The sequence below is a fragment of the Pedobacter sp. WC2501 genome, assembly GCF_052682415.1.
In genome coordinates, this window is sequence record NZ_JBQZFI010000001.1 from 1,826,430 (window position 1) to 1,839,391 (window position 12,962).

A 12,962-nucleotide genomic window follows, 5' to 3' on the forward strand; every position below is an offset into this window, starting at 1 on the left:
AGAAAAGATATAATGAAAAACTCATTTAAAATAATATTGGCATCAGCGGTTTTAGTGCTATCATTAAACGCATGCAAAAAAGACGCATTAAATTTAACACCAACCAATGATGTAACTGCAGATATTGCTTACGCTACGCCTGCAGGTTACAAACAACAGTTGGTGAGGTTATATGCAAATTATGGATTAACAAGTCCATCCGGTTCAGATAATAGTGATGTTGGGGGCTTAAACTCAGGTTTCGCAGATTTTTTAAGGTTATTTTGGGCCTCGCAGGAATTGGTAACGGATGAAGCGGTATGTAATTGGGGCGATACAGGTATTCCTGAATTAGACAATGCTACCTGGTCTACCGATAACCAGTTTTTAAGAGGTTTATATTCACGCAGTATCTCGCAGATTACTTTGGTTAACGATTATTTACGTCAGAGTACTGCTGATAAACTAGCTTCACGTAATATTACCGGAGCTGATGCAACTAATGTTGCGCGTTACCGTGCTGAGGCCCGTTTCTTACGTGCCTATCAGTATTGGGTATTGCTAGATGCATTTGGAAATCCGCCGTTTGTAACCGAAGCTGACGAAATTGGAAAGGTTAACCCTAAACAGATTCAACGTGCAGCATTGTTTACTTATGTAGAATCAGAATTGAAAGCGATTGAGGGCGATTTAGCTACACCAGGCTCCGCGGATAGTGAATATGGTCGTGCAAATAAAGGAGCGGACTGGGCATTATTAGCCAGGTTATATTTAAATGCCCAGGTTTATACCGGTACTGCAAAATATACAGAGGCTATAACCTATTCGAGCAAAGTTATTGCAGCAGGTTATACGTTAAATCCAAGTTATGCCAATCTTTTTAAAGCCGATAACAATATCGGAAATACCGAAAATATACTAACCATTAATTATGACGGTGTGAATGGAACCAATTTTGGAGGTACCACTTTCTTGATCAACGCAGCAATTTATACATCAGCTGATGCTGCAGGTATGGTAGCAGGTGAGTATGGTGTGCCAAACGGTGGTTGGGCCGGTAACCGTACCCGTCAGAATTTGCCGGCCTTATTTCCAAATACTACCGGATCAATTGATCAACGTGGTGTTTTTGTTGGTCCGAAAGCAACAGTAGATGCCATTTCAGATCCTAATGATGGTTTAAAAGTGACCAAATTTAAAAATGTAACATCAGGCGGTACAACTCCTGCATCAATAAACGGAATATTCAGTTCTTTAGATTTTGCCCTTTTTCGCTTGGCTGAGCAGTATCTTATTTATGGAGAGGCAGTTGCCAGAGGCGGTTCGGGCGGTAATGTAACAGATGCTTTAACTTATGTAAATAAGTTGCGCCAAAGAGCTTATGGCAATACAAGTGGTAATCTGGTTGCTGCGGCTTTAACTACCGATTTTTATTTAGATGAAAGAGGTCGTGAATTGTATTGGGAAGGTCATCGTCGTACCGATTTAATCCGCTATGGCAAATTTGCCGGATCTACTTATTTATGGCCATTTAAAGGTGGTGTAAAAGCTGGCACGAGTTTACCCGCTTACCGTAATCTATACCCGATTCCAAATGCCGATTTGATCGCAAATCCGAATCTGGTTCAAAACACTGGTTATTAATCTTCATCGCATATGAAATCAATTTTATTTAAATCCTTTGCGGTATGCTGTTTAGCCGTATCGCTTTGGTCTTGCAAAAAAGACGAAACGCAAACGGTTTCGAATGTAAGCCCTGCGGGTACACTTACAGCCTCAGCAACTAGCTTAAGCTTAGTACAGGCAAACGGAGCAAAACCGGCCTTAACCTTAACATTTCCTGCATCAACCGTTACAGGTTACACGATACCCGTAACCTCAACCATTCAGTTTGATCTGAAAGGAAAAAACTTTGCTTCGCCTAAAGAATATGTAATCAGTACAACATCATATTCGCCTACGGTAAACGATTTTAACACCATGATGCTAGCGCTTGGCGCAACCATTGGTACACCAGCACAGATAGAGGTAAGGTTGAAATCTGGTGCTGCTGCAAATGCTATGACTTATTCAAATGTAATTACCTTAACCGCTACACCATATTTGGCATCAGCTTGGGTATATGTACCAGGTGCCTATCAAGGATGGCTTCCAGAGTCAGCAGATAGTTTGGTGTCTCTCACCAGTAACGGGATTTATACCGGTATAATTAATTTTCCAGCAGGTAAACTGCTTTTTAAAGTAACACCGGCAAAAAACTGGATTTCCGAATATGCTGACAATGGCGGTGGGAAATTTTCAAACCAGGGGGTTAATTTTGATGTACTAACTGAAGGTTTAAAGTTGCTAACATTTAACACAATAGATAAGACGTGGAAAATGGAAAATGTAAAGCAATGGTCGGTAATCGGGGAGGCAACTCCTGGTGGCTGGGGAACCGATACCGATATGAAGTATGTAAATGATGGATCTGAAAGTTGGAAAATTACCCTGAATTTAACAGCTGGTGAATACAAATTTAGAGAAGACCATAAATGGGATAACAATTTAGGCGTTAAAGAGGGTAAATTCCAAACTAATGGCGACAATTTAAAAATTGCTGCGGCAGGAAACTACACCATAAGCCTTAATACCAAAGTACCTTCATACACTATTATTAAAAATTAATCATTAACTATACTATTCCTGTAGAGATCTTTTGATCTCTGCAGGATTTTTAAAAACATTAAAAAGTTTTAGCATGATCAAATTGCTTACCTCAGTAGTTACTTTCCAATCCGATAATTCTTCTGTTTTTAATGCTCAAACTAAAATTCGTGCAAATGCGCGGGGATTTAAAAAAATATTGATTATCATTATTGTACTGTTTGGCAGCATTGATCTCTTTGCCCAAAAGTTAGAACGGGTAGAACCGATGTTCTGGTTTACAGGTATGCACAATCCTAAGTTGCAATTGCTGGTTCATGGCGAAAACATTGCTTCAAGCTCGGTTTCATTAACTTATCCAGGGGTAAAACTCGTAAAGGTTAACAAAGTTGAAAACCCGAATTATTTATTTCTCGACTTAATAATTGCTCCGTCAGCCAAAGCCGGCAAATTCCCGATTAACTTTGCCGTTAACGGAAAAAAGACATTTACTTACACCTATGAATTAAAAAACCGCGATAAAAGTGCGGGCAGGATTCAGGGTGTAATCAACAAAGATTTTATTTATCTGCTCATGCCTGATCGTTTTTCGAACGGTGATAAAAGCAATGATGTAGTTCAGGGTTTAACCGAAACCGCATTAAACCGCGATAGCATGTACTACCGCCATGGCGGCGATATCCAGGGAGTAATTAACCACCTCGATTACCTGAAAGATTTAGGCGTAACTACAGTTTGGATGACACCAGAGGTAGAAAATGATATGCCACAAGCTTCATATCATGGCTACGCAGTAACCGATCATTATAAAATAGATCCACGTTATGGCACAAATGCACTTTATAAAAAGTATGTAGAGATTGCCCATGCCAAAGGATTAAAAGTGATTAAAGATATTGTACACAACCACATTGGTACCCAACATTGGTTTTATAAAGATTTACCGATGAAAAGCTGGTTAAACCAATGGCCAAAATACACGCAAACGAGTTATCGCGATCAGACCTTAATGGATGTACATGCATCAGCAGCCGACCGAAAGCAGATGCTGGATGGCTGGTTTGTACCTTCAATGCCCGATTTAAACCAACGGAATTCTTATGTACAGAATTACCTGACCCAAAACCACATCTGGTGGATAGAATATGCAGGTATTGATGGTTTACGCCTGGATACCTACGGTTACAACGATCCGGTTTATATGGCCGACTGGGCTTTAAAAGTTCAGGCAGAATTTCCGCATTTATCCGTATTCGGCGAAACATTGGTAACTGCAGTGGCCAATCAGGCTTTCTTTACGGGTGGTAATACCGTTAACCGTGGTTTCGATACCCATTTACAGGGTATTACCGACGCTACTTTAAAAGATGCGATTTATGAGGGAATAAACGGAAAAAACGGTTGGGTAGATGGCATTAACCGTTTGTATGCAACCCTGGCACACGATTTTCTTTACAAAAAACCAAATACGAACTGCATATTTTTAGATAACCACGATATGAGCCGCTTTTACTCAATGGTTGGTGAAGATTTAGATAAATACAAAATGGGAATGAGTATTCTGTTAACCATGCGGGGCATTCCGCAGATGTATTACGGAACTGAAATTTTAATGAAAAATTTCTCCAATCCAGATGGATTGATCCGTTCTGATTTTCCTGGTGGATGGGAAGGTGATAAAAAAGATAAATTCATTGCCGATGGACGTACAAACAAAGAAAATGAAGCGTTCAACTTTGTAAAAACCTTAGCGAATTTCCGCAAAAACAGTCCGGCATTGCAAACAGGTAAATTGATGCAGTTTGTACCGCAAGATGATATTTATGTTTATTTCCGCTACAATGTAGAACCAAAAGGCACTGTAATGGTTATTGTAAACAATACTGATAAAGAAAAAATATTAAATACCGATCGCTTTGCAGAAAGAACAACAGGAATTACCTCCGCTAAAAACGTAATTACTGGCGAAAACATCGAATTCAAAAACATTAAAGTACCCGCTAAGACCACTTTGGTGCTTGAGCTAAGATAGATGGGTAAAGGTGTAGCTTTATATCTCGATACTTGATACTCACTACCTGATACAAAAAAATATAACAAAAGATGCAAGAAAATCTCAAATCTCAAGTCTCAGATCTCAAATCTCAAATCAAAGCTTGTCTTTTTGATCTCGATGGTGTGCTGGTAGATACTGCGGTTTACCATTATAAAGCCTGGAAACGTTTGGCCAATACTATGGGTTTCGATTTTACCGAGGAGCAGAATGAGCAGTTAAAAGGCGTTAGCCGCGTAGAAAGTTTGAACAAGATTTTAGCCTGGGGCGGCGTAGATAAAACCGATGCTGAGAAAGAAGAATTAGCTACTTTGAAAAACAGTTGGTATGTAGATATGATTACCAAAATGACACCTGCTGAAGTTTTACTTGGAACAGTTGATTTCTTGACAGAAATACATAAAGCAGGCTATAAACTGGCATTAGGCTCAGCCAGCAAAAACTCAGGGATTATTTTAGAAAGAACAAATTTGGCCCATTTCTTCGATGAAATTGTGGATGGCAATATGGTCACCAAATCAAAACCAGATCCCGAGGTATTTTTAAAAGGAGCAGAACTTTTAGGCTTTAAACCTGATGAATGTGTGGTTTTTGAAGATGCCGTTGCGGGCGTAGAAGCAGCAAAGAGAGGCGGAATGAAAGCTATCGGTATCGGCGAAAAAAGCGTACTTACCCAGGCAGATGTGGTAGTAAGTGGATTAGATAAATTAACTGTTAAAGATTTAGAGAATTTATAGGTTTAAGGTGTAGGGTTTAAGGTTGAGGGTATTGTCTCAAATCTCAAATCTCGCTACTCAATACTCAATTATGAAAAATTACATTAAAGCAGATGAGTGGAATATTATCGAAGAAGGCTTTGATCCACATTTAAATAAAATTTCGGAAAGTATTTTCAGCCTGGGTAATGGACGTATGGGCCAGCGCGCCAATTTTGAAGAAACGTATACCGGAGAAACCCTACCTGGAAATTACGTTGCAGGTGTTTATTATCCAGATAAAACCCGTGTGGGATGGTGGAAAAATGGTTATCCAGAATATTTTGCGAAAGTATTAAACGCGGCAAACTGGGTAGGGATCGAAGTAAAACTAGATGAAGAAATCCTTGATCTGGCAACAGCTGAGGTAAGCGATTTTAAACGTGTGCTGAACATGCATGCGGGATACCTGGAGCGTACCTTCACTGCAAAATTAAAAAGCGGTAAAACCTTAAAAGTTAAATCAATCCGTTTTTGCAGCATTGCTGATGATGAAGTTGGCGCGATCCGTTATAGCATTACGCCATTAAATTTCGATGGTAAATTAACCTTAATGACTTTTATTGATGGCGATGTTAAAAATCAGGACAGCAACTATGATGAAAAATTCTGGGATAAAATTGCAGATGAAATTTCGGGAACAGAAGCTTATATCAAACTAAGAACAAAGAAAACTGAATTTGAAGTTTGCACAGGGAGTAATATTGAACTGTATAAAAATGAAGAAAAATTAAACATCAATGCAGAGGCTGTTCGCAAAGAGAAATTTGTGGGACAAACTTTGTCTCTTGAGGTAAAAGCAAACGAAGAGATCACACTGGTTAAAATTGCAGCGAATTTATCTTCAGAAAATTATCCCAAAGAATCACTTTTAAAAGAAACAAAATCGGTAATAGCCAAAGCATCTGCTAAGGGTTTTGATACCTTGTTAAAGGAACAAACCGAAGCATGGGCAACCAAGTGGGAAGAAAGTGATATCATTATCGAAGGCGATGTTTCTGCTCAGCAGGCTATTCGTTTCAATATTTTTCAGCTTTTTCAAACCTATACCGGTAAAGATGATCGATTGAATATTGGTCCGAAAGGTTTTACAGGAGAGAAATATGGTGGCTCAACCTATTGGGATACTGAGGCTTATTGCGTGCCTTTTTACCTGGCAACAGCTCCACAGGAAGTAAGTAAAAACCTGTTAGTATATCGACATAAACAGTTGGGTAAAGCGATTGAAAACGCCGCAAAATTAGGTTTTAAGGATGGTGCAGCATTGTATCCAATGGTAACAATGAATGGTGAGGAATGCCACAACGAGTGGGAAATTACCTTCGAAGAAATCCACCGTAATGGTGCCATCGCTTTTGCCATTTTTAATTATATCCGTTACACCGGCGATGAAAGTTACCTTTCTGATTTTGGTTTAGAAGTATTGATCGGCATTGCACGTTTCTGGAAACAACGCGTTAACTGGAGCAGCGATAAACAGCAATACGTAATGCTTGGCGTAACTGGGCCAAATGAGTACGAAAACAACGTAAACAATAACTGGTACACCAATATTCTGGCCACATGGTGTATGAAATATGCCACCGAAGCCGCTGAAATTGTAAAAGCACAGCAGCCAGAGAAATACAATACTTTATTAAGAGCATTAAGTTTTAATCAGAAAGAATTTGCCGATTGGGCTGATATTATCGAAAAGATGTATTATCCAAAAGATGAAAAATTGGGCATTTTCTTACAGCAAGATGGTTATCTGGATAAAGAACAAATTTTGGTGAAAGATCTTCCCGCTAGCGAACGTCCGATTAATCAAAAATGGAGCTGGGACAGGATTTTACGCTCGTGTTTTATTAAACAGGCCGATGTTTTACAGGGCTTATATTTCTTTGAAGAAGATTACGACCTGGATACATTAAAACGCAACTTTGACTTTTATGAGCCACGTACTGTGCACGAAAGTTCATTATCGCCTTGCGTGCATAGTATTTTAGCAGCGAAATTAAACGATGAAGCACGTGCATACGAATTCTACCTACGCACCGCCCGTTTAGATCTGGATGATTATAACAACGATACAGAAGATGGTTTGCACATCACTTCGATGGCAGGAACCTGGATGAGTGTGGTAGAAGGTTTTGCGGGCATGCGTGTGCGCGACGGTAAATTGCAGTTTAATCCTTTCTTGCCAGGCAAGTGGAAATCGTTCTCGTTTACCATCGGATTTAGAGGGGCGACTTTAAAGATTAATATTACCGAGAGCGGTATCAATATTAAAAATAATGCCGCTGTTGATTTAGAAATTGGTATCAGGAATCAGCTTTATAAATTGGCCGGAAATACCGAAATTGAAGTAAACAACACAGCGTTGGTATGAGAGAGGTAGAGGGTTTAAAGGTTGAAAGCAGAAGGGAAAACCCACAGTCTTTAATTCATAAGAGAAATTTTATCGCCCTATTCTTGTCCCCCTTTGGAGGGGGCAGGGGGAGGATGTTAACGCTTTTTTCTATCTTTATAATACCCGCTACATCATCCTTTGCACAAAAACAAAGTACAAAAATGAACGATAAGCAAATCGTTATTTACCAGTTATTGCCCCGATTATTTGGGAATAAGAACACTACCAATATCCCTTACGGAACCATTGAACAAAATGGCTCGGGTAAGTTTAACGATATTACCGATAAAGCCTTAGATGGCATAAAAGAACTCAGCGTAAATTATGTTTGGTATACCGGTGCACTTGCCCATGCAAGTTTAACTGATTATTCTGCATACGGAATTAAACCTGATGATGCCGATGTGGTAAAAGGAAGAGCAGGTTCTCCCTACGCCATTCGCGATTATTACGATGTAGATCCTGATCTGGCTGTTGATATTAATAACAGAATGAAGGAGTTTGAAGCGCTGGTGACAAGAACACATGCTAAAAACTTAAAAGTGCTGATCGATTTTGTGCCCAATCATGTTGCCAGGAGCTATCATTCTCATGCAAAACCGAAAAATGTAATCGATTTTGGTGCCCAGGATGATGTAACGAAAGCATTTAGTGCTCAGAACGATTTTTATTATACTCCTGGTCAGCCGTTTGCCCCGCCAACTGGTGGTGCAAAGCAAACACCAATTACGAGTTTGCAGGATGGGAAATTTGATGAAAATCCTGCTAAAGCAACAGGGAACAATGTGTTTTCGGCGCAGCCTAAATACGACGATTGGTACGAAACCATTAAGTTAAATTACGGCGTAGATTATCAGAACGGAGAAAAACAATATTTTGATCCAATTCCGCCAGTCTGGCTTAAAATGCGTGATATTTTAACTTATTGGACTAATAAAGGAGTGGATGGTTTTAGATGCGATATGGCCGAAATGGTACCCATTGCCTTTTGGAATTGGGTCATTCCACAGGTTAAAAAAGTGAATCCTGATTTAATTTTTATCGGAGAGGCCTATAATCCAAAAGTTTATAAACAATATTTAGATGAAGGCAAATTTGATTACCTCTACGATAAAGTGGGTTTATATGATGGCTTAAAAAGATTAATCAGGAATGAATCAAACGGAGATGTAAAAGATATTAGTTTCGTTTGGCAGAAAGAGAGTGCTGGTTTTGGCCACCGCATGTTACGTTTTTTGGAGAACCACGATGAAGAGCGCATTGCATCTGCCGCATTTGCAGGCAATGCCGAACTGGCTCTACCCGCAATGGTAGTTTCGGCAACTTTAGGTGGTGGTCCGGTAATGCTTTATTTTGGTCAGGAAGTTGGCGAACCGGGAAAAGGTCAGGAAGGTTTTGGCGGCGACGATAACAGAACTACCATTTTTGATTATTGGGGCGTTCCGAGCCACCAGAAATGGATGAATAATGGTGCTTTTGATGGTAAACAGTTAAATGAAAATGAGCAGAAATTACGCGCTTACTACCAACAGTTATTAAAAGTTACTTCAACAAGTGATGCTGTAATAAATGGCGAAATTTATGAAGTGCCTGTTACTGGGAAGATGAACAACCGCATGTATGCTTTTATCCGTTACTCGGGTAAACAGCGTTTATTGGTCGTGGCCAATTTTGATCGGACAGAAACTTTAACAGCCAATATTGAAATCCCAGATAAGATTTTAAAAGTTAAACATTCATCTCCGGTCATAGACTTGTTAACAGATAGGAAACTAAATATCCCGGCAGGAACAATCATTCCAGTAACATTAGTGCCAGTTAGTGCACAGGTGATAGAATTTTAAACCAATTAAACTAACCGCAAAGAACGCAAAGGCATTCGCAAAGAACACCAAGTATAAGCACCCAGCTTTGCGTTCTCTGCGTTTCTTTTCTCAGTGTCCTTTGCGGTTAAAACTAAACCAGATATAATGACGTTAAAAACAATATTCGAAAATCCCAAATTAACAATCGCACAGATCATTAACATGAGCGTTGGTTTTTTCGGGATTCAGTTCGGTTGGGATTTACAAAGGGCCAACATGGGGCGTATTTACGAGAACCTGGGTGCCAATCCCGATCAGGTTCCATTGTTGTTTTTGGCAGCACCTTTAACAGGATTACTGGTTCAGCCGGTAATAGGTTACCTGAGCGATCGTACCTGGCATCCAAAATGGGGCAGAAGAAGACCTTATTTTATGCTTGGGGCCATTGTGAGTAGTATTGCTTTAATCTTTATGCCGCACAGCAGTGTATTGTGGATGGCGGCCGGACTGCTTTGGGTTTTAGATGTTTTTGGAAACATTGCAATGGAACCTTTCCGCGCTTTTGTTACTGATAAATTGCCTGATAGTCAGGTTAATCGCGGCTTCATTATGCAGAGTATGATGATCGGTTTAGGTGGCAGTGTGGCTTCGGCCTTACCGTGGATTATGAATAATATATTCCATTTAACCAATACGGCAGCGCAAGGCAATATCCCCGAAAATGTAAAATTCTCTTTTTATATCGGTGCTTTTTTCTTTTTCGCTGCAGTATTATGGACGGTTTTTACTACTAAAGAATACCCTCCGCAGGATGTAGATTTTAAAGAAAAGTTAAAAGAAAGCAATAAAGGTTTTGGTGGTGGTGCCAGGGAAATTTTTCATGCCCTGAGGAATATGCCAAAAAGGATGCAGATTGTTTCTTTGGTTCAGTTTTTTACCTGGCCAGGTTTGTTTTTAATGTGGTTTTATTATACCACGGCAGTGGCTGTGAATGTTTTTGGGGGTAAGGATGCTGCCGATCCGGTTTATGCACATGGTGCAGATTTTGGCAGTTTAACACTCGCTTATTACAGCGTTATTACTTTTCTGTTTGCCCTGGTGCTGCCAAAAATTGCCGATGCATTGGGCCGTAAAACCACACATGCCCTTTGTTTAGTCTGCGGAGCCTTAGGTTTAATCAGCGTAGCCTGGGTGCACGATAAAAATATGCTGTATTTATGCATGACAGGAGTAGGCATTGCATGGGCCAGTATCCTATCGATGCCTTATGCCATGTTAAGCGGATCGCTGCCCAAAAATAAAATCGGGATTTACATGGGCATCTTCAACTTCTTTATTGTATTACCCGAAATTATTGCCTCCCTTGGTTTTGGCTGGCTCATGCGCAATGTACTCAATAACGACAGGCTTTTAGCCGTACAATTAGGCGGTGGATTGATGATTTTAGCGGCTGTAATCTGTTATCTATTTATCCGTGAACCAAAGAAAACAGATGAGGTTCTGACTTCTAAACTGGAAGTAGAAGAGAATAGATCTGTGTAAAGATATCCATGGTCGTGCCCGTATTTCGTGATCTGCGTCCTCACAGACTAGTAAGTGAGATTTCTGTCTGTGGGGACACAGACCGAGGCGGATAGGGTATATCTATCTCCCTGGTTTGTGTCTCCACGAATCAGAATAAGACCTTTTGTATTAAACTTTAAAATCCCTAACCAAATGAAAAAAATATTTACCGCCTCGGTTCATTTCTGAACGGAACGAAAAAGGCAAAAAGCATTCTTTATCTGTTTCTCCTGGTAACAGTGTTTACTACCGCATGTAAAAAAGCATCGACTTATGAAGATATAGTGGCAAATATCGATTTCGGATCGGCTGGAACCTGGATTGATGCGGTTGGAAACAGTATTAATCTTTCAACCAGTATTTACACACAAACTCTGGCTCCTGGTGAATACCATATTTTTAGTAAAACGGCTTTAAAGTAATATTCAAACCTATCAGGTTTTAAAAACCTGATAGGTTTTTAAATTACGATTTAGTGAACTCGCGTTTGGGCTTGTAAGGGTTTAGTGTCGATCCTTCATCGGTACCGGAGCGAAGCGCAAGCCTAAAAGCCTGGGCCTTGTGTAGTAGCTTGGGTAACGCCCAAATAAAACCTATAACTTAGAAATCTTTCAGGTTTTTAAAACCTGTGAGGTCTAAACTATTTCATCTCTGCCAATAACCCTTTCAGCTGGTTTAGATATTTTCCAAAATATAAATTAAAAGTATATCTGCTCAAAAAGTAATGTATTCCAATTACTCCTGCATATATCACTAAACGCAAAGGCAGTATAATCGATTTAATAATTTCAAGTCCGGGAATCAAATTCATTCTGTTGTTTTGAATTAATAATTCTGTTACAATAATGAGTATCAGGATTATCGCCCTGGTAACATTAAGATAAAGCTTATTGTTGCTAATCAACTGCTTTACTTTTCTTTGAATGTCACTTTTTACCGAGCCATTGTTTTCTTCGAGGTCATTGATTAGTTTGAGATTTAAGTAATAGTATATCGAAGTTAATGGCAGCACGATAAATGCCATCCAAACAAATAAACTATGTTTCATATCCGGTGCAGCGGAGGTCATCACAACCAAAAAAGCAAAAATTAACGGCAAAATAATAACCTGCTTTCTGGATGCCTTTTTTAAATCGGATAAAGGAGATTCCATTTCTTTTTTTGTTGCAGATACGATATCAAATTCCTTGCGGTTTAAATCAACCGAGATACTGTTCCAGTTATTTTTTAAGTGATCTAGTTCCATGTTATTTATTGTTGGTAAAGGTTCTTAATTTTTCTTTTATGCGGTTCATTTTTACTCGTAGTGTTGCATTACTAATGCCTAAAATTTCTTCCATTTCATCGTAAGATTTATCTTCGAGGTATAGCATCACGATCGATTTTTCTACATCGTTCAATTGCTGGATGGCGGCATATAACTGTTGATGCTGTTCTTCCTTCAGTCCGATGTCTTCCTCATAGGGGATCTGCATGCTCTGCAGTTCAACATCGCTGGTTTGAATCTTGCGTTTCTGTATGCGGAAATTGGTTAGTGCCGTATTAATGGCAATGCGGTATAGCCATGTGCTGAATTTAGCCTCGCCCCTAAATTTTGGATACGATTTCCAAAGCTGTATGATAATGTCTTGGTAAAGATCCTGGATATCATCGTGATTGTTTGCATACATCCGGCAGACTTTATAAATCAAAAGTTTATAATCTTTTAATTGTGTTTCGAATGTTATTTCTAAATCTGTCTTTTTCAAAATCTAATTTTTGTTGGATAA

10 protein-coding genes are annotated in these 12,962 nt (G+C 39.3%); 8 read left to right on the top strand and 2 right to left on the bottom strand.

The window, feature by feature from the left end; all coding sequences use genetic code 11:
* The first annotated feature begins 12 nt into the window (after positions 1–12).
* From ACUN24_RS07900 to ACUN24_RS07935, 8 genes are all read left to right on the top strand, one after another.
* Entirely contained in the window at positions 13–1,623 is a 1,611-nt protein-coding gene (locus ACUN24_RS07900) for a RagB/SusD family nutrient uptake outer membrane protein (RefSeq protein ID WP_445561998.1), read from the top strand.
* A gap of 12 nt (positions 1,624–1,635) precedes the next feature.
* The gene (locus ACUN24_RS07905) at positions 1,636–2,646 is read left to right on the top strand and encodes a SusE domain-containing protein (protein ID WP_445561999.1); all 1,011 of its coding nucleotides are present in this window, start codon (positions 1,636–1,638) and stop codon (positions 2,644–2,646) included.
* Positions 2,647–2,719: 73 nt separating this feature from the next.
* Positions 2,720–4,657, top strand: coding sequence for a glycoside hydrolase family 13 protein (locus ACUN24_RS07910; protein ID WP_445562000.1), 1,938 nt, complete (start codon positions 2,720–2,722; stop codon positions 4,655–4,657).
* A 71-nt stretch (positions 4,658–4,728) separates the two neighbouring features.
* The gene (pgmB, locus tag ACUN24_RS07915; RefSeq protein ID WP_445562001.1) at positions 4,729–5,415 is read left to right on the top strand and encodes a beta-phosphoglucomutase; all 687 of its coding nucleotides are present in this window, start codon (positions 4,729–4,731) and stop codon (positions 5,413–5,415) included.
* Between the two features lie 70 nt (positions 5,416–5,485).
* Entirely contained in the window at positions 5,486–7,804 is a 2,319-nt protein-coding gene (locus ACUN24_RS07920; RefSeq protein ID WP_445562002.1) for a glycoside hydrolase family 65 protein, read from the top strand.
* Between the two features lie 182 nt (positions 7,805–7,986).
* Positions 7,987–9,669, top strand: a complete 1,683-nt coding sequence (locus ACUN24_RS07925; RefSeq protein WP_445562003.1) for an alpha-amylase family protein — start codon at positions 7,987–7,989, stop codon at positions 9,667–9,669.
* A gap of 126 nt (positions 9,670–9,795) precedes the next feature.
* On the top strand, positions 9,796–11,172 hold the full coding sequence (locus tag ACUN24_RS07930; protein WP_445562004.1) for an MFS transporter: 1,377 nt from the start codon (positions 9,796–9,798) through the stop codon (positions 11,170–11,172).
* A 260-nt stretch (positions 11,173–11,432) separates the two neighbouring features.
* Positions 11,433–11,615, top strand: a complete 183-nt coding sequence (locus ACUN24_RS07935; protein ID WP_445562005.1) for a hypothetical protein — start codon at positions 11,433–11,435, stop codon at positions 11,613–11,615.
* A gap of 218 nt (positions 11,616–11,833) precedes the next feature.
* Here ACUN24_RS07935 and ACUN24_RS07940 read toward each other — a convergent pair whose 3' ends face one another.
* Together ACUN24_RS07940 and ACUN24_RS07945 are read right to left on the bottom strand one after the other, a co-directional pair.
* Positions 11,834–12,439, bottom strand: coding sequence for a hypothetical protein (locus ACUN24_RS07940; RefSeq protein WP_445562006.1), 606 nt, complete (start codon positions 12,437–12,439; stop codon positions 11,834–11,836).
* A 1-nt stretch (position 12,440) separates the two neighbouring features.
* Positions 12,441–12,941, bottom strand: coding sequence for an RNA polymerase sigma factor (locus ACUN24_RS07945; RefSeq protein ID WP_445562007.1), 501 nt, complete (start codon positions 12,939–12,941; stop codon positions 12,441–12,443).
* Positions 12,942–12,962: the final 21 nt, after the last annotated feature.

Excerpts from the sequence above, each read along its gene's own strand:
- ACUN24_RS07925 (WP_445562003.1), top strand. The coding sequence starts at position 7,987 with ATGAACGATAAGCAAATCGTTATTTACCAGTTATTGCCCCGATTATTT.
- pgmB (WP_445562001.1), top strand. The coding sequence starts at position 4,729 with ATGCAAGAAAATCTCAAATCTCAAGTCTCAGATCTCAAATCTCAAATC.
- ACUN24_RS07940 (WP_445562006.1), bottom strand. The coding sequence starts at position 12,439 with ATGGAACTAGATCACTTAAAAAATAACTGGAACAGTATCTCGGTTGAT.
- ACUN24_RS07920 (WP_445562002.1), top strand. The coding sequence starts at position 5,486 with ATGAAAAATTACATTAAAGCAGATGAGTGGAATATTATCGAAGAAGGC.
- ACUN24_RS07900 (WP_445561998.1), top strand. The coding sequence starts at position 13 with ATGAAAAACTCATTTAAAATAATATTGGCATCAGCGGTTTTAGTGCTA.
- ACUN24_RS07910 (WP_445562000.1), top strand. The coding sequence starts at position 2,720 with ATGATCAAATTGCTTACCTCAGTAGTTACTTTCCAATCCGATAATTCT.
- ACUN24_RS07905 (WP_445561999.1), top strand. The coding sequence starts at position 1,636 with ATGAAATCAATTTTATTTAAATCCTTTGCGGTATGCTGTTTAGCCGTA.
- ACUN24_RS07930 (WP_445562004.1), top strand. The coding sequence starts at position 9,796 with ATGACGTTAAAAACAATATTCGAAAATCCCAAATTAACAATCGCACAG.